Here is an 18,003-nt window from a genome sequence, read left to right on the forward strand (position 1 = left end):
GGCAGTCCATTCTCAGGTAGCCTCTTACACCAGACTGCATGCCCTTCTTTAATCTGAATTTCAAGGACTATTCTACCAACCTTGTAGATAGAGGCCGGTGGAAAAAAGACTACCCATTTTCTTCTTTGCCATTGGGCAGAAAATCCGTATTACTCAGCCAGTGGATAAAACCGGGTGGTTGATTGACCGGAAAGACGTCTTCGTGCATCAAGTCATTAATGATGGTTGCTGAGCGCCAGGCCGTGAGACTTAACTGCGGCTCAACAATGCCGTGACTGTGTAAACCGGCATTCACCGCATAAATCCGTCGGTCTTCCGGGCCATCCCAGGCCACTTTAAAACTTGGGGATAGCTTGAATCGATTTTGCTGATCCATCGTTAACTGTTCCCGAATCGGTTCCAGATACTCGGGCAGTGCATTCTGAAAGCCAGTACATAGAATAACCACGTCAGCGGCCAGCTGTTCATCGCATTCTGACAATGCATTGAATAAACGCAGATCATAAAAGCCTGTGGACGTTAAGGACATATCTGCTAACGTTCGGTCCGGCAGCAATTGCCAGCTCACATCACCGTTGCCAAGATAGGTTCGGTCATAAAGCTCCCGGTAGAGTTCCAGCAGATAGGCCGGGGTAATTCCATCACTTGCCAGCTTTTGATAATTGACGATGTTCTGTTTTTTATCACTGGGCAGTGACAGAAACTGGCCCACATAGCCCGGGGTGAAATACTCATTGGTAAAGGGACTTTCATCCAGGGGTTCAAAGCCCGCTCGCCGGGATACCCAGTTCACCTGAGCAACCTTTCCCCATTGGCCTCGCAGACAGTTCAGGAAGACTTCGGCCCCGGTCTGTCCGCCACCAATAACCGCCACCCGTTTATTGGCTAAATCTACATCCTGCGTCATCAGGCTACCGGCATGGAAGCAGTCCGGGCCGAGCCATCGCCGGGTACACTCCGGGGTATAGGGTGATTTGCCGGTGCCCAGACAGAGATTCCTGGCTTTAAAGGATTGATGGTCAGACTTCAGCACAAAGTGATGATCGGTAAAGCTGACTTCCCGAATTTCAGTATCAAACGTGACCGAACTCAGGTTATTTGCCACCCAGCTCAGGTATTCAACAAACTCTGTACGACTGATGACCATTTTTTCGGTGGAGAGAAATGAGTAAAAACGCCCTTTATTGACCAGAAATGAAATAAACGACCATGGGCTTGTTGGCTGAACAGCAGTAACCAGGTCTTTCAGACAGGAAGTTTGCATATGAGCCCCCGGAAGCATTAGGCCCGGATGCCAGCCAAAGGTTGCTTTTTTGTCAAAAAACCGGGTTGAAATGGTGGGTTGACTATCCAGCAGGGCGGCCAGGCTCAAATTGAATGGCCCGGCACCCAGTCCGGCCAGTTCCAGAATATCGGTTTCGCAATCCGTGATTTTTTGCAATCTCATCGTACTTCCCTGAATGTCGTTGCTAATGGGTTGTTAAGCGGTGTACCCAGTTCCGGCAGTGGACGTTCACTGGCGTCACCATAACCCTGTTTGAATCGGACTCTGTTCAGGCAAACACGGGCCATTTCCGGTTGGAACAGGTCAAACAGTTTAAAGCGCCCGTTCAGTTCCGGATGTGCTTTCATATACAACTGCAGTTGTTTACCAAGGAGTCCGTAAAAGTCCACCTCAGAAAATCCTTTTTCCGCCAGGCCTTTTTCTGCCAGGCAAGCGGAAATAAAGCGCAGAACGCTGACAAAGTGCCCAGTCTGCAAGTCATGAATAAGGTATTCAGCGGGCAGTCTCGTAGTCACTGAGCGGGCATAGTCACTCAGGCTTTCCAGCTCAGGAAAGTCCTGATCAATAAGGCGCAAGTCCCCCTGAAAATCTTTAAGAGCAACACGGACAGGCTGATGATGCTCAAGAACCACCGTGACATTCTGGCCATGGGCCACCAGGCCAACACCGTATTTACAGAGCAAATGGTAGAGTGGGATGACCACCGAATTGAACAGTCGGGTCAACCATTGTCTGGCTGACAGCCCTGAACGGCGAATGTACTCATGGATGAGCGGTTCATTGAAACCATCCCGTTGAAACAGGGTGGAGATCAGGACAGCACGTTCAGATGTCTTGATTTTGTCGTGTACACTCTGTCGCCAGATGCAGCCCAGCATCTCATGATAACGATAGGGAGCATCCTCAACCTGGGTAAATATCGGGTTGGGGTAGAAGGCACCTGCGGGCTCTTCAAGGATGATGACGCCCCGGTTTGCCAGCGTTGGGTCAGTATTCACAATATTGGCCAGCCACCTGGATATCATCGGCCCGGCCTTGATGTAGTGACCGGGAATACCCCGATAGCAGGAGGTGTTTAAAATCGAGAGCGGCAGCTTAATGTTCAACTGTTTGGGTCTCTGCCGGTTTGATAGCGTACGCAGAGACTGTTGCGGCAACATCGGGTCACCAAAAGCCCCCAGATGAACGATACGATCCGCAGCAATCTCGCCAGCAAATAAATTCACCAGCTTGTTTTGCCATTGCCATGGGTGAACCGGCAGCAGGAAATACTCGTCTGCTGTTAAATTCATTCCATGAAAGACGTCTAAAAGCTTAGCCTGAGCCTGCGTATCAAGCACTGCAGACAATAATGCCTGCTCAGAAAGGTCATCTATTTTGGATAGCTGACAATGCTCTCGGCTGACGGCCAGCCATTCCAGTTGAATCTCCGGCAGAAATTCGGTGGCATAGGCCTCATAGTCATTGCCCCCCCAACCGATACGGCCTTTACTGACGGTCACTTTCGGGTGACCATCCAGATAACATTGGAGTTCATCATCGGTCAGGTCAATCAACTCAGTGGCGTTTTTTTGATGGTAGTTCTGCTGTACCCGAACTTCGGCCATCAGGGTGTTGGCCAGCTCTTCCAGAAAATTTGCCAATATTACCGACGTGAGATGAAGCTCTGTCCGGGCATCAATAAATAACTGACTGACATCGGGAAATGAGGAGCACTGACCATCAGATCCGGTACGAATAATGGAGGCCGGGTCAATGATCAATTGATCCCAGACGGTTCGCCAGGCTGCAAACTGATAGCTGGTGCCACTTTGCAGCTCCAGGGTGAAATCACCGTTATCAAGCTCCAGTGGTGAAATTGCTTCTTCCCAGCTCAGTTCACTGAGACTTTTGGCCAGCAAACGTTGATTAGCCTGTAACCAGAAAGAGGAGGGTTTGGTCTTCAGTGGACTCTTCAGTAGACTCTTTAGTAGAGACTGTGTGACCGCCTGATTCATAGCTGTACCTCCCTGAAAAACGTACGTCGATAACCGTTTACCAGGGCTGCCCGTTTATGGGGGAAATCAAATGTTTTGACAAACGACCAGCCGGCAGGTGCCAGTAACTTCAATAAACGCCGATTGTCGGCCCTTGGCTCGCCAACCAATCGGCCGGTTCTCGGATCGTCCAGATAGAGGAAGTGGGTTATGGATTTGGTCCAGCTGTTGGAAAACCGTTTTCCCAGGAAGTCCGGGTTTCCCACCAGCAGATGAAAACCACGGTCCCATGGCTGGCAGTCATAATAGGGAGCAATGCGATCTTCCATCGCCCAGTAAAGCTCAAAGTAACCAAAAGGTTCACCGTTAATACTGCCCAACAGGGGCCAGGTTTTTCTGTCTTTGAGCAGCGTTTGCAGGTAGTTACGCAGCTCTTCCCTGCTCTTTGCCAGTTCCCAGAACTCAGCAACTCGCGGCTGATTCATCCACTGATGAAAAGTGGCCAGGTCTTCCTCCGGATCAATGGAGCGGAACGAAATAGTGAGATCATTCTGATAATCATAACGCTTATAAACGACACCGGAAGGTTGTAACGGTCGCAGCAGGTGGGAAATGCCATTGCTGTTTTCCGTCCAGATTTCTGGTGTCAGTACATTGTTGTTTTGCCAATGCCAAAGCGTACGATTCTGGTAAAAGCCGGTTCTGACGTTGATGCTCTCCCCGGAGGTTTGATCAATATCATGTAGCCATGACCCTGACTCCAGCTGTTCAGATATCAGGGGAGACAAGTGAATTTGTTCCAGCGTTGGATGGTTTGCATACAGATAATCCAGGCCTGCCGCCATAAGATGATCGGGAATCCTGTCCTGCAGGTCGGAGCTATTGGCCGGAGAAATAACCAGCCTGTCGGTGCCAGAGATGCTCAAATGCAGTGAAGTGGTAGCATCATTGATCAACAGTGTGTTGGTGCTGAGAGGCTTCAGTATTATCTCCGGATGCAGAATACCCGGCAGTGTTTTTTCTGGAAGTTTCATTGTTGTTGTCATTGCTGTCCCTGTTTACGGATTTTTGGCGATTAAGGTAGAAGTTCGTCCTGTGACAACCCCACGAGTGGGTTTAATAGCGGGTGATACACTGCCAGAGGATTTTCCAGGGTGTTCTCATTCATATCGCAGTAAGAGCAATAAAAGTTGCCTTTTGACCAGAGTTCAGGGCTATTGAGAATGTAGTCCAGACAACCTGTATCTCTGGGATCAGACGCTCTGAGTTTCATCAGAAACTCTCTCAGAGCCATCAGCAGTGAAGATTCTGAAGTGACTTGCCCGGCCCCAAGGGCACTGATGACACCAAAGGTGGAATTGATGATCAGATAATAGGTAAATAACCAGTTGCCCAGTTCACCATCCACATGATGCTCCTGCTGTCTGGTTTCTGCTGAGATCGTCTCCGCCAGAAGTTCACGGGCGGTATGGCTGTAGCCCGTTCCCTGGCAATCACGGAAATAGACTTTCCGGGGATAACCCTGTTTCAGAGTGATCAACAGGTTCTGCTGATGGGCACCAAATAAAAGACCAAAGTCTGACTGCCCGATCATTAGCGGTTCTACGACGGTTGACAGGTATTGGTTAAACCAGCGAACAGCTATTCTTTCTGGTGGAAGCTGCTCTTTGTCAGCCAGTTTCCGGATCAGTGAAACCAGCTTTGATGCACCGTCAGGATTATCCTGGGTCAGGCTCGCCAGTAACTCGGTTGACCTCAATGTTTGAACGTTATTGAATGGATTTTCCCGCAGAACCATCATGGTCTCTGGCAATATCTGCCCATCCGGTCCCTTGATCGCCCCATGGGCAGGCTCGGTGATCACCTCAAAGTCCGGGTAGCGCTGCTTCATTTCCGTGCCAATGGACGTATGATATTTCACCTGATGGATCTCTTTGCCGCGAATCACCTCTTTAGGTAACAGGTGGCGCACAGAGTTGGTCAGTTTTACGCTGAGTGAATACTTCAACATGAAAGACGCGTGGCTGGCATGCAGGGAACGCACGGATGATGTTGCTCTCCAGTCACTGCCCTTTAATCCATAATCAACCAGTTTTTTTTCCTGAATCAACTGACGTATATAGTTACTTTTCAGCCACTGTTCAGCCTGCCATGGATGGGCAGGCAAGAGCGTTTGATGCTCCGGGGTTCCATGGAGTAATGCAGCTGGAAAGTTCTGGTCTTCTTCTGCCAGTTGTCTGGTCAGTTCACTGAACGACAGTGTATGAACACTGTCGGCATCGAGCAGGTCGGAGTCTATGGCAAACCAATGTAGCTTGAAGCTGCTACCAAACTCAGGCATATACCGGGCGGCATCATCCCGACTGAATTGATCATAACTTTTCGGGCAGGGATGGACAGAGTGCCCTGCCAGCAGTGACTGTTCTGAAGTCTGAAAATCCCCGGGAGCATTAAAAATAGCGTCTAATGATGGCTGACGGACTCTCAGATTGGTTTCAATATTGTTAACACTGTGATGAACCCGTTCCAGGAAGTTTCTCCGGCTCTGTGGATCGCTCTGCCAGAGAATATCCCCACTGACCAGCAACTGAACGGCCTCTATAAAAGTGATGGGAGTAGCCGTTGCTTTTGCCGGGCTCGATAAAATGACTGGCATTAAAAACTGGTGACGCCCGGTTATTGAAAAGTGACTGATACATACCAATAGCGATACATCATGAACAGGGATATTGATCACATGATCAATGTTCTTCCCGGTGGCAGAGTTCAATTGTGATCGATAACGCTCTATCACTTTAAACTCATTAACTTTATGTAATGTCCAGCCTTGCCATTCTCGCAGGAGCGCATTAAAAAAACAGTTAGCGCTCAGCACTTCAGCCTGGTTTCTGACAATAGCCGCATCACTTCGCCGTTGAGCATCCACGCTATCGGGGGATATGCCGGACATTATTTTATCAGCCGACGATTTCAGTATTGAATCTGAGGACATCATTATTATTTCAGTTTTTATGGTTCAACGAATTACGCTCTCATCAACAACGTTGTTGAGAGTTAGTTATTAAAAGTTTTAATAGGGGTTGGTCATCAATTCTTAACTTATTCACCAACCCATTTTCCATTTCAACGGTCTGTTATTTTCACTTTTTAAAATCGATCCCGTTCTGGATTGGGTTGTCATCCTATATGATAACAATTATCATTTGCAACAAATTGAATAATAAATGTGCAGCATTGAGAATTGAACATGCCGGAAAATGCGTTATATCACGTTTCAACAGACACCCATTCCGGGCAGCGCTCTTTCGGACAACGCTCTTTCGGACAAAACCCTGCCCGGAATAACTTCTGTCGTTTGATCGCGGTATTCCTGCTGGGAACTGGCCAGACAACGCTGCTGATCAGCCTGCCAGCCATTCTGGAAGAGACCGGAATTGGCTATGGTGTGCTCAGCACCATGGTTGCTCTCGGTACCGGATTGTTTATCGTATCGGCCCCCATCTGGGGACGGATATCAGACAGATATGGTCGTATACCTGTAATCATCTCGGGTACTGCCGGCATAGCCCTGAGCTTTTTGATGCTGACCCTGTCTATTCAGGGAGTAGTGTCTGACGTGCTGAATCAACAGCAGGCAATTTTCTTAATGTTCTCTGCCCGCATCGTCTATGGGCTGCTTGCATCTGGCTTGTACCCGGCGGTTCAGGCATGGGTAATTGACGACAGTAGTCCGTCAAATCGAGCCAGAATGCTCAGTCGCATCACCGCCAGTATTAATGTAGGTCGGCTATCAGGCCCCCTGGTGCCAGCCATATTCATCGGCTGGGGAAGCGCTTTTCCCATCGGTGTCGTATCGCTGCTGGCTATGGTTCTCTTCATTATGCTGGTCATTTTACCCGCTGTATCAGTCAGGCATGACAAGGAGTCAGCAGCCAGTAATGGCAATGTGCGCTTATTGGGATTAATGACAGAGACCTGGCCGTTGCTGTTACTGGCGTGCTCAGTTACCACGTTGTTTGGTTTTCTGCAATACCTGGCCGGTCCCCGACTTCATCTTATTGTTCATGACGGAGTCACCACCACCCGATTACTGTCAATCCTGATGATGCTGGCAGCACTGTCGACCATTATTGCCCATCTGGTCGCTGCCCGGTGGGTTCAGCGAAATCTGGTCATGGCATTGAAGTGTGGGAGTGTGTTGTTGCTGATCGGCAGTATGTTCATGGTGACCGGTGAGCGCCTGTTCTGGCTGGCCAGCGGACTGACCATCAGCGCCGCTTCGGTTGCTTTATTAACCCCCGCCTATACGGCATTGGCATCTGCTCAGGCCAGCAGTCAGCAGGGTGCTCTTACCGGCATGCTCACTATGATTCATACCATTGGCTATACGCTGGGTGCTTTGCTGGCCGGCACGATTAATAGTAATAGCTGGCAGCAGGAGTTGGTCGGGGTGCTGGTTGCCAGCATATCACTGATGATCACTTTTTTATGGGTTGATCATAAACATGGGAAGTCATTATGTCTGCGATTCAAATGATGGGTTGGCCAATGGTTACCATCCGCTTTAATGCTCCGGCAACGGATCAGGATGCACAGGATTGGTTACATGAGTTATCCGGGCTTCTGGACAGAAAAGAGCCCTTCAGCATGGTAATACATGCACAGCCTAATAGTGAATTTTCACCCGTAGCCCGTAAATTGCTTGGAGTCTGGTTTAAGGAGAAACGGCAGTTGCTGGGCTTATATTGTTCCGGTGTCGCCAGACTGGTTGGCTCGGAACAAGAGGGCGACCGTGTGGTCAGTAAAAACATGCAAAATGCCATGCCGTTTCCCATGAAGGCGTGCCTGGATTGGAGTGAAGCAAGGGATTGGGCAATGGATCGAATACAGGATAACAAGAAAATCACTTGAAGGATCAAATGATAATCAATATCATTCGCAACCATCTCAAAACAACTGATCAATAAACCAGCAGAAAACGGATCAGCCTGAGACAAACGACACAGTTCATCAAAAAAAGAAAAATGGATGTCTAATCATACACTCCGCCTTAATCAGGCAAGTTACCGTGTTAATGGCAAGCAGGTGATCAAGCCGATCAGCCTTGAGTTGGCTCCCGGCAGAATAACCGCCATTCTCGGACCTAATGGTTCGGGCAAAAGCACGCTGTTAAAGATGCTTTCCGGTTTGATCACGCCCGATAGCGGAGCAGCGTTACTCGCTGGAAAACCGCTGGTGCAATGGCACAGAAAAGCACTGGCCCGGAAGCTGGCACTGTTACCTCAGCACTCACCCGTGCCCTTGGGAATGTCAGTTTCTGAACTGGTCGCCTGTGGCCGTTACCCCCATGCAGGCCCCTTTGGCCGGATGAAAGCCAGTGATCACCGGGCAATCAACACAGCGCTGGCTCGGGTAGATATGGTGGACTTCGCCAAGGAACGGGTCGATCACCTGTCCGGGGGAGAAATGCAGCGGGTATGGCTGGCAATGGTACTGGCCCAGGAGACCGGCATTTTATTGCTGGATGAGCCCACCTCATGGCTTGATATTGCCCATCAACTCCAGCTGCTCGATATCGTCCGGACGTTGAACCTTGAGCAAAATACGACAGTCGTCTGGGTTCTTCACGACCTTAATCAGGCGCTGCAATTCAGTGATGATGTGGTGTTGATGAACCAGGGAGAGCTGGTACGACAGGGCAGGGCGGACCGGGTAATCGACACGGACGTTATTGCTGATGTGTTTGGTGTTAAAACCACCAGGGTTCAGCCAGAAGGTTATGATCACCACCTGTTTTTGCCATCAGCGAACAGTTCACCAGAGCCGTTGCCGAGTGTATCCGACAAGGAAGTTGCCTGAATGTCAGTATCTTTCAATGCCAGGCTACACGCTGCTTTTACCTTACTCTTGCTACTCACCACTGCGGCTCAGTCAGCCGGGGCATCATCTTTCGATTCAGGCGAAAAAAGACCCGATAAGATTGCCGCCCTTAATTGGACCCAGGCGGAAATGTTGCTGACCCTGGGCATTACACCTGCGGGGGTCACGTCAATCAAAGGGTATAAGGAGTGGCAATCCAATAGTCCGATAATGCCAGACGGGGTTCAGGAGCTGGGCTTAAGATCCGAACCATCACTTGAGGCCATTGCGGCGCTCAAGCCGGATTTAATACTGGGCTACCAATGGCGACACAATCGAATTATTGCAGAGCTGGAAGCCATTGCTCCCACGGTGCTGTTTACCCAGTATCCCACAACAGACAACCCTTCAAACTACTACCACAGGATGCAGAGTGTCTTTCGCTCTGTCGCCCGGCTGACCGATCAGACGACTCTGGCTGAGGAAAAGCTGCGGGAAATGGAGCAGCTAATGGGTCAGGCACGGCGTCGTATCCAGCAAGCCGGTATGACTGGACAGTCAGTAGTGGTTGGCAAATTTGTGGGAATGGGCCTTGGGCTCAGGGTCTATGCCGATGCGTCCATGGCGGGGGCCATCGTTAATGAGCTGGGTCTGGTGAATAGCTGGCACAGCGCTCTGCCCGGGCGGGACTTTACCCATGTTGACCTGTTAAAGCTGACCACCATTGGTGATGCCAGCCTGCTTATTATCGGTAGTCAGCCTGATGACCTTCCGGCCATGACCCGTTCTCCGGTATGGCAGGCTATCCCGGCGGTCAGGGAAGGGCGGGTTCACTATTTGCCGGCACTGTGGTCCTTCGGAGGACCGTTGTCCGCAACCCGCATGGCAACGGCAATCGTGTCACAACTGGCACCGGAGGCATGATGAGTTACTCCGTACCCTTTAAAGCAACCAGCGTCTTCCTGTCGGTATTTCTGCTGTATGTGGTGGCCGTGGCAATATCATTAATGACCGTCCCATCAGGCATTGACCCCAGTTTGCTGGTTGATATGCCATTTTTTCCATCGTCAGTACCGGGCGGAAGTATCCGCGAGCATCAGCCCCTCAATGCAACCATTGTTACCTGGTTGTTACTGCCCAGAACCCTGATGGCTTTACTCTGTGGTGCAGCCCTGGGCGCGGCCGGAGTACTGATTCAGGGCGCAACCAGGAATCCCTTTGCCAGCCCTGCAACCCTGGGCGTTAATGCCGGGGCCATGGTTGCGATTGTGATGGGATCGGTATTGCTGCCGGATATTACCGGGCAATACCCGGTCGTGGTGGCATTTACCGGCGCAATAATCACCACATTACTGGTCTTCCGTCTGGCCAGTGCCATCAGCAATTCACCGGTTAACCTGGTGCTGGTGGGGATGGCAATCACCCTCTCTTTTGGTGCTATCAGTGCTGGCATGCTGATGTTTTTCGAAAACCGTCTGGATGGGTTGTATACCTGGGGGGCCGGTAATCTCTCCCAGTTCGATTTTCAGGCGGTTCAGCACAGCTGGCCAATAATCCTGCTGTTCACCCTTATCGCGTTATTCTTTGCCCGGCAACTTGACCTGATTACCCTGGGGGCAGAACAGGCCCAAACCCTTGGGGTAAATGTACGACATACCGTTGGCTTTTCGTTGCTGATTGCCGTGATCCTGTCTTCTACCGTTGTCAGTCAGGTAGGGATGATCAGTTTTGTTGGCCTGATCGCACCTCATATTGCCCGGGGCCTGGGCTGTCAGCCGGTATGGTCGCGACTGCTGCTGGCTTCGGTGGTGGGGGCATTGTTGCTGCTCAGTGCTGATATCGCCGCACGATTGATCCCGATAATGGTCTCGGACTCCCATTACAGCTTTCCCGCTGGCGTCATGACCACCATTGTTGGAGCCCCGTTTATGATTTTTCTACTGACGCGGAGAAACCGGGTCGGTGCACTGGGGACAACGCCGGGAGAAACAGGTATACGCGCACTGTTCTCTATGAATCCGAACCGCACTCTGGCAGTTCTGTCCTTACTGTGTCTGATATTGATGGGATTGAGCCTGTTCAGCCAGATAGAGATGACGTTTATGCATCTGCGCTGGCCCAGGGTCATGAGCGCTGCGTTTGCGGGTGCGGCACTTGGGGTTTCCGGTCTCGTGTTACAAACATTAACCCGAAACCCACTGACCAGCCCGGACGTATCGGGATTAACGACAACCGCTGTTTTATTTATTGTTCTGGGTGCCGTCCTCTACCCGGGAATAGACAGTTTTGGTTTAATGCTGTTAGCCATATCCGGCAGTGGTATTGCGTTGATCCTGTTGCTGACCCTGAGCCGTCTGACCGGTTTCAATCCACTATTATTTGCCCTGGGCGGTCTGTGCCTTTCTGCGTTTTCAGCCACCCTGATCAGTATGGTGCTGGTTCTGGGCAGCAACCAGTCCAGTGAAGTGCTGATCTGGCTGTCCGGCAGCACCTATGCCGTGACGGATGAACGCACCTATCCTCTGTTTTCAGCCGTCATCATCCTGCTTCCCATTTTGTGGTTGATGTGGCGCAGGCTCGATATTCTTCAGCTTGGTGCCTATCTGCCCACGCTGCTCGGTATTCGTGTATCCGTAACCATTGCGCTGCTGCTGGTCATGGTAGCCTTGCTCAGTGCTTTCAGTGTGGCTGCCGTAGGCGGGGTGTCCTTTGTCGGACTGATGGCTCCCCATATCTGCAGAGTGACCGGTATGTCCAGTCACCGCCATCTTATTCCTGCCGCCGCCATTACCGGGGCATTGTTACTGGTCAGCAGTGACTGGTTATCACGAACCGTTATCGCTCCCTTTGAAATACCCTCAGGCCTTCTGGTTTCCGGTGCCGGTGGTATTTACTTCATTCTTCTGCTGCTCAGCGGAAAATACATCCAGCGTCGTTAATTTAATAAAAGAAGTAAAGAGGCCGGCAGGAAGCAGGTCCTGCATAACTACAAGGACTTAATAAGAATGACAATCATTACTCATGGAAAAGTCGAAAAATGAAGAGTAAAAAAATACCTCTGCCACTCATGGCGGCGATTTCTCTGGTTACCGCCGCTCAGGCGACAACAGCTTCAGAGACAGCGGTGACTACCCTGGACCAGGTAGTGGTTACCGCCTCCCGGTCAGAATCCAGCATTTCCAATATTTCTGGTACGGTTCAGGTAATCGGCCAGCAGGAGATTATTCAGCAGTCCCAGCCGGGACAGAAGCTGGCGGATGTTCTTGAACAGGTGATTCCAGGGTTTGGACCCAGCACGCAAACGGTGACAGACAGAACCCAAAGCCTCCGTGGCCGGAAAGTATTGGTCCTGATCGATGGCATATCCCAAGCGGAGAACCGTCAGATCAGCCGACAACTGAACTCTATCCGGCCAGAAAATATTGAACGCATCGAGGTTATCTCCGGTGCCAGTGCAATTTATGGTGGTGGCGCTACTGGCGGGATTATCAATGTCATTACCCGTAAGCCTGAAACCGATGAGCTGCAGTTTGCTTCGGAAGCAGGATTCAAAGTATCCGGTGATGAACTGACCACCTGGACACTTAACCAGAATATCAGTGGCCGCTCCGGTGCCTTTGACTATCTGTTCAGTGGCACCTATGAAAGTCGTGGTGGTATTTTTGATGCAGACGGTAACCGGGTTAACCCTGATCCATCCCAGGTCAGCCGCATGGATACCGATAGCAAAGATGCGCTGATTAAACTTGGGTATGACCTGACCGACCAGCAGCGACTGGAGGCAACGCTGCAATTCTTTGATGACCAGATGGATTCTGATTTTGCACCCGATATTTCATCCGTACCTGGTGGCAATATTGCCGACTCACCCGCAGCCCTGAAAGGACTTGAGCTGGAAAAACAGCCTTACAGTCAGCGACAGTCTATTGACCTTGTTTATAAAGACGACGATTTTCTGGGCAATAACCTTCAGGCACAGACCTACTATCGTGGGCGTGAAGCCCGATTCTTTCCCTATCCCAACGTCATTCGAGGAGTAGGTACATTTATAAACCAATCGACGTCTACCGCTGAGGTTTTTGGAGTAAAACTGAACCTTGACCGTTCGCTGAATAATCAGCTCAAGCTTTCCTACGGCCTTGATTATGATGTGGACGATGGCGAGCAAAGAGGGCAGCTGCATGATTTAGCAAAATATATAGCCAGTGGTGGCAGAGTTATTGAGCCCACAGGCCCAGAGTATGAATATGGTCCTGATGTTGAAACCAAAACCCTTGGGCTTTATTTGCAAACCTCCTATGATTTAACCTCACAGCTGACGCTGAATGGCGGTATCAGGTATGAGCGTGCAAGGCTGGATATCAGTGATCATATGCCTCTCGCTGAAACTTGGATTGCACAACAATTAGGGATAACAAAAACTCCACTGGAAGGTGCCGTTAGAAAATACGACGATACGCTGTTTAATCTTGGCTTCGTCTTCCATCTGAATCAAAGTAATGAGCTGTTCGCTAATTACTCACAGGGTTTTGATGTACCCGATGCGTCGAGAATTCTGCGTGATACGGTCTCCCCGGTTAGTCGTCTTCCTAATAGCCTGCCGCTCCCGCGAACCAATATTTCTGAAGCAAACCTCGATGCCATCAAGACGGATAGTTTCGAGCTTGGATGGCGGGGCAGCTTTGACAATATCTTTGCCAATGTCTCCGTCTTCTACAACGAATCGGACAAAACCATTGCCTTTAATGAAGATTACAATGTAGACCTGCTGGATCAAAAAAGAAAAGTCTACGGTATTGAGGGTGCTATTGAATATTTCCTGAATGATTACTGGTACGTCGGGGGTACTTACGCCTTTACTGAAGGACGCAGCTATTACAAGGAAATAGGGGAGTGGCTGGACCTGCAAGCAGCGGATGTCTCACCGGAGAAATTTACAACATTTGTCGCTTATGATCAGGGAGATCTTAATGTCCGCCTGCAATCCATGACCTTCCTGGATTATGACAAGGGGAAAAGTTACAGCTCTTCCAGCCAGACGGTGACAGACCGTGAAATTGATGGATACACAACCGTTGACCTTCTGGTTTCCTACGACCTTCCCATGGGCACCCTTAAAGCAGGAATAACCAACCTGTTGAATAAGGACTACGAAACCGTATACAGCCAGTGGGCCAGGACAACCTACAATGGTATCAGTGCACACAAGGCTGAAGGTCGAGCCTATAACCTGAGCTACCGGGTCGAGTACTGATAAGGCATCAAGAGCCTGTTGACATTTCGTTGCGGGCTCAGTTTGTCAGGTTGCTGATATACGACAGCTTGTTTTTACATTATCAATCAACGAATTCTCTTCTTTTTCGTGGGAGGTGAGCAGGAATCCAGCCGCCCACCGGTCTGGGCTGAGTTCAACCGGTTGTGTTTTCCATGGGGTGTCACCCTCCGTCGCTTCTCTTCGGGTTTGTTAAGACGCCACACCCTTATGGTCCCGTCAAGAGAACAGGAAGCCAGCCCCCCATCAGGCAATGCTGTGACGGATGTCACACACGCGGTATGCCCCTTCAGTATTGCCACGCATTGCTGATCGTCTGGCTTGCTCAGATCCCACACTCTTACGCTCAGATCACCAGGACCCGAGCAGGAAGCCAGACGCCCATCGGGCAATTGCGTGACTGACAACACTATGCCGGTATGCCCATTCAGCGTCGCCACGCATTGCTGGCCGTCGGGCTTGCCCAGATCCCACACCTTTACGGTATTGTCAAAAGATGAACAGGAGGCCAGCCGCCCATCGGCCAATACCGTGACTGACACCACCCAGCCAGAATGCCCTATCAACGTCGCTACGCATTGCTGACCGTCGAGCTTGCCCAGATCCCACACCTTTACGGTCCCGTCATGAGCGCAGGAAGCCAGCCGCCCACCGGGCAATACCGTGACTGACCTCACCCAGCCGGTATGCCCATACAGCGTCACCACGCATCGCTGGCCGAGATCCCACACCTTTATGGTTTGATCAACAGAGCAGGAAGCCAGCCGCCCATCAGGCAATACCGTGACTGACTGCACCCAACCGCTATGCCCATACAGCGTCGCCACACATTGCTGGCCGTCTGGCTTGCTTAGATCCCACACCTTTACAGTCCCGTCATCAGAACAGGAAGCCAGCCGTCCATCAGGCAATAACGTGACTGAGTTCACCCTTTGAGTATGCCCAATTAGCGTCACCACGCATTTCCGCCGACCTGACCTGCCCAGATCCCACAACTTCACGGCCCGGTCATCAGCACCGGAAGCCACCAAACCATTGGCCAATGCCGTAACTGAGTTCACACTCCTGTTATGCCCTCTCAGAACGGCCACACAGGCTCTCCAGGCTTTGCTTCCCAGATCAGCAAAGTATTGATTGCTGACGAATCGGTAATAGGCAAGCCGTAATAAACGGTCATGAATTTTATTGCCTGGAACAGCGGGTATATGCCTGTTTCCAATTATTTTTCTATAGCCTTCAAAGGCAGAGCCATAATATTGAATGGCCAGTTTTTTCAGTTTTTCTTCTGTGTTGAACAGTGTCATTAAACGCTTATTTGTTAAAGCCAGGCTTCTAACATCAACGAAAGACAGGTTGTTAGAAATTTTAACCAGGAGTTCATTTGGCAATACCATTAAAGAAGACACCTGTTCTGGATGAACAACCGAAATCCCCGCAGTGGTTTTTTCCCCTGTCTGGTTGCCCGATGGATATGTTTCCCGGGGATAATGAGGGGAAGAACCGTTAGCACTATCAGCGATATTATTAGCCATGCAGTCTCTGACCAGTGAATAGCTCTAAAGTTCTTTTCCCGGAAATATAATATTTCAGTCTGCTTGAATTCAGGTTATATCACTCCGCCCTGATAAAGAGTAAAGCCTTATTCACCTCCTGACCCGACTATAAAAAATTCGTTAATTAATAAATGAATTAATGAGTGCATGAATCTGCTCCTGAAGACAGAAGAATAAGGGCTCGAGGCAGGCCATTGCGTGGCAACTTTCATTAAGATACCACTGCTATTTTTTACATCATTAAACGATTTTTCTTCTTTGTATGAGGAGGAACAAGGAGCCAGCCATCCATGACTTTGTTCATCCTGTCGATGTGCACATTCTACGCCGCCACGCATGGCTACCCTATTACATGGTTTCAATGAGTTTGACGTGTACAATCTCCGTTCACCCTGAGCGGAGTCGAAGGGTGCTTGGCACGATCTATCAGAGACCGGAGTTTCCGCCTTTAGGCCCTATGGGTCCTTCGACAGGCTTGGGACGAAGGGTGTGCGGAGGCACGACAACCCGTCAAACTCATTGAAACCATGTACTACCCGTTGGACTCTCTCAGATCCCATACCTTTACGGTATTGTCAGCAGAGCAGGAAGCCAGCCGCTCACCGGGCAATGACGTAACAAAGACCACCCAGTCGGTATGTCCATGCAGCGTCGCCACGCACGGCTCTCCGTCGGGCAAGCTCAGATCCCATACCCTTACGGTATTGTCAAAAGAGCAGGAAGCCAGCCGCCCATCGGGCAATAACGTGACTGAGTCCACCACACCGTTATGCTCACGCAGCGTCGCCACGCAGGGTTGCCCGTAAAGATTGCTCAGATCCCATACCTTGACGGTCTGGTCAGAAGAGCAGGAAACCAGCTGCTTACCGGCCAGTGGCGCGACTGAATTCACCCTGTTAGTATGCCCATTCAACGTTGCCACGCATGGAGGCCCCCGGAAATTGCTCAGATCCCACACTTTTACGGTATTGTCCTCAGAGGAGGAAACCAGCAGCCCATCAGGCAATTGCGTCACTGAATATACCCATGACTTATGACTTTCCAGCGTCGCCACGCATTGTTGCCCGTCGGGCTTGTTCAGATCCCAGATCTTTACGCTCCTGTCAGTAGCACAGGAAGCCAATCGCCCATCGGCCAGTGTCGTGATTGATTTCACCCTGCCAGTATGCCCATTCAGCGTCGCCACGCATTGCAGCCCGTCGGGCTGGTTCAGATCCCACACCTTCAGGGTCTTGTCATCAGAGCAGGAAACCAGCCGACCGTCGTGCAATGTCGTGACTGAGTTCACCCTGTCACTATGTCCATTGAGTGTCACCACGCATTGCTGCCCGTCGGGCTGGTTCAGATCCCACAGCTTCAGGGTCTTGTCAAAAGAGCAGGAAACCAGCCGCCCATCGGCCAATGCCGTGACTGAGCTCACCCTGTCAGTGTGCCCCTTAAGTGTCGCCACGCAGGTTTTTTGGGTATTAATTCCCAGAGACTTCAGGTATTTATTACTTGTGTTTCGATGATCAGCAAGCCGTAGGCAGGAAGCCGGTCGTTGATCGGCCAATGCGGTGCATGAGTTCATTTCGACGGTATACCTTTTCGACGCCACCCAGGCTTGCCAGGTATTATTTTCCAGAGAAGCCAGGTATTGATTGCTTAAGCATCGATGATAAGCAAGCCGTAATACCGGGTCATAAATTTCATTGTTCGGAACAGCAGGTATATGTATATCCCTGTCTTCAATCAGGTTTCTATAGGCTTCAAGGTCAGAGCCATAATATTGAAGGGCCAGTTTTTTCAGTTTTTCTTCTGTGTTGAAAAGTGTAATCAAACGCTTGCTGGTTGTAGCCAGGTGGCTAACATCAACGAAAGACAGGTAGTCGGAAATTTTAATCAGGAGCTCATTTGGCAATGCCAGTAAAGGCGACACCTGTTCCGGAGGAACAACCGAAACCCCCTTCGTAGTTTTTTCTATTGACTGGTTATCAGACGGGTTGCTTCCCTGATAGTGGTTAGGTGGAATATTATCAATATTAGCGATATTTCTTTTCACACCATTTCTGACCGGTG

At 50.3% G+C, this 18,003-nt stretch carries 12 protein-coding genes; 6 read left to right on the forward strand and 6 right to left on the reverse strand.

Features of this window, described 5'->3' with window-relative positions; all coding sequences use genetic code 11:
• Positions 1-109: 109 nt before the first annotated feature.
• From ACO6VE_RS10545 to ACO6VE_RS10560, 4 genes are read right to left on the reverse strand one after another with little or no spacing between them, the layout of a single operon-like run.
• Positions 110-1,447 (reverse strand): lysine N(6)-hydroxylase/L-ornithine N(5)-oxygenase family protein, encoded by a 1,338-nt coding sequence (locus tag ACO6VE_RS10545; RefSeq protein ID WP_422444439.1) that lies wholly within the window; start codon positions 1,445-1,447, stop codon positions 110-112.
• Entirely contained in the window at positions 1,444-3,282 is a 1,839-nt protein-coding gene (locus tag ACO6VE_RS10550) for an IucA/IucC family protein (protein WP_422461218.1), read from the reverse strand. The genes ACO6VE_RS10545 and ACO6VE_RS10550 overlap by 4 nt, the downstream gene beginning before the upstream one ends.
• Positions 3,279-4,295 (reverse strand): GNAT family N-acetyltransferase, encoded by a 1,017-nt coding sequence (locus ACO6VE_RS10555; RefSeq protein ID WP_422461220.1) that lies wholly within the window; start codon positions 4,293-4,295, stop codon positions 3,279-3,281. The genes ACO6VE_RS10550 and ACO6VE_RS10555 overlap by 4 nt, the downstream gene beginning before the upstream one ends.
• A gap of 41 nt (positions 4,296-4,336) precedes the next feature.
• A complete protein-coding gene (locus ACO6VE_RS10560; RefSeq protein ID WP_422461222.1) occupies positions 4,337-6,256 on the reverse strand; it encodes an IucA/IucC family protein in 1,920 nt (639 codons plus the stop codon).
• A gap of 252 nt (positions 6,257-6,508) precedes the next feature.
• On the opposite strand from ACO6VE_RS10560, the gene ACO6VE_RS10565 reads away from it, so the two are divergent.
• The 6 genes from ACO6VE_RS10565 (at position 6,509) to ACO6VE_RS10590 (ending at position 14,374) form a co-directional block, all read left to right on the forward strand.
• Positions 6,509-7,798: an MFS transporter gene (locus ACO6VE_RS10565; RefSeq protein ID WP_422461224.1), complete on the forward strand. Its 1,290-nt coding sequence runs from the start codon at positions 6,509-6,511 to the stop codon at positions 7,796-7,798.
• A complete protein-coding gene (locus tag ACO6VE_RS10570; RefSeq protein ID WP_422444449.1) occupies positions 7,780-8,172 on the forward strand; it encodes a hypothetical protein in 393 nt (130 codons plus the stop codon). Before ACO6VE_RS10565 ends, ACO6VE_RS10570 begins: the two co-directional genes overlap by 19 nt.
• 117 nt (positions 8,173-8,289) lie before the next feature.
• Entirely contained in the window at positions 8,290-9,120 is an 831-nt protein-coding gene (locus tag ACO6VE_RS10575) for an ABC transporter ATP-binding protein (protein ID WP_422461226.1), read from the forward strand.
• Entirely contained in the window at positions 9,121-10,044 is a 924-nt protein-coding gene (locus ACO6VE_RS10580) for an iron-siderophore ABC transporter substrate-binding protein (protein WP_422461228.1), read from the forward strand. It begins immediately after the preceding gene.
• On the forward strand, positions 10,041-12,059 hold the full coding sequence (locus ACO6VE_RS10585) for an iron ABC transporter permease (protein ID WP_422461230.1): 2,019 nt from the start codon (positions 10,041-10,043) through the stop codon (positions 12,057-12,059). Before ACO6VE_RS10580 ends, ACO6VE_RS10585 begins: the two co-directional genes overlap by 4 nt.
• 98 nt (positions 12,060-12,157) lie before the next feature.
• Positions 12,158-14,374: a TonB-dependent receptor gene (locus tag ACO6VE_RS10590; protein ID WP_422461232.1), complete on the forward strand. Its 2,217-nt coding sequence runs from the start codon at positions 12,158-12,160 to the stop codon at positions 14,372-14,374.
• Positions 14,375-14,460: 86 nt separating this feature from the next.
• Here the strand turns inward: ACO6VE_RS10590 and ACO6VE_RS10595 are convergent, their stop codons facing one another.
• Positions 14,461-15,924: an F-box/WD repeat-containing protein gene (locus tag ACO6VE_RS10595; protein WP_422461234.1), complete on the reverse strand. Its 1,464-nt coding sequence runs from the start codon at positions 15,922-15,924 to the stop codon at positions 14,461-14,463.
• A gap of 553 nt (positions 15,925-16,477) precedes the next feature.
• Positions 16,478-17,986: an F-box/WD repeat-containing protein gene (locus ACO6VE_RS10600; protein WP_422444461.1), complete on the reverse strand. Its 1,509-nt coding sequence runs from the start codon at positions 17,984-17,986 to the stop codon at positions 16,478-16,480.
• Positions 17,987-18,003 lie beyond the last annotated feature (17 nt).

Source organism: Endozoicomonas sp. ALB115 (assembly GCF_049310245.1).
Lineage (GTDB): Bacteria > Pseudomonadota > Gammaproteobacteria > Pseudomonadales > Endozoicomonadaceae > Endozoicomonas.

Coding starts and splice junctions, on each gene's coding strand:
- ACO6VE_RS10545 (WP_422444439.1), bottom strand. CDS start 1,447: ATGAGATTGCAAAAAATCACGGATTGCGAAACCGATATTCTGGAACTG.
- ACO6VE_RS10550 (WP_422461218.1), bottom strand. CDS start 3,282: ATGAATCAGGCGGTCACACAGTCTCTACTAAAGAGTCTACTGAAGAGT.
- ACO6VE_RS10555 (WP_422461220.1), bottom strand. CDS start 4,295: ATGAAACTTCCAGAAAAAACACTGCCGGGTATTCTGCATCCGGAGATA.
- ACO6VE_RS10560 (WP_422461222.1), bottom strand. CDS start 6,256: ATGATGTCCTCAGATTCAATACTGAAATCGTCGGCTGATAAAATAATG.
- ACO6VE_RS10565 (WP_422461224.1), top strand. CDS start 6,509: ATGCCGGAAAATGCGTTATATCACGTTTCAACAGACACCCATTCCGGG.
- ACO6VE_RS10570 (WP_422444449.1), top strand. CDS start 7,780: ATGTCTGCGATTCAAATGATGGGTTGGCCAATGGTTACCATCCGCTTT.
- ACO6VE_RS10575 (WP_422461226.1), top strand. CDS start 8,290: ATGTCTAATCATACACTCCGCCTTAATCAGGCAAGTTACCGTGTTAAT.
- ACO6VE_RS10580 (WP_422461228.1), top strand. CDS start 9,121: ATGTCAGTATCTTTCAATGCCAGGCTACACGCTGCTTTTACCTTACTC.
- ACO6VE_RS10585 (WP_422461230.1), top strand. CDS start 10,041: ATGATGAGTTACTCCGTACCCTTTAAAGCAACCAGCGTCTTCCTGTCG.
- ACO6VE_RS10590 (WP_422461232.1), top strand. CDS start 12,158: ATGAAGAGTAAAAAAATACCTCTGCCACTCATGGCGGCGATTTCTCTG.
- ACO6VE_RS10595 (WP_422461234.1), bottom strand. CDS start 15,924: ATGGCTAATAATATCGCTGATAGTGCTAACGGTTCTTCCCCTCATTAT.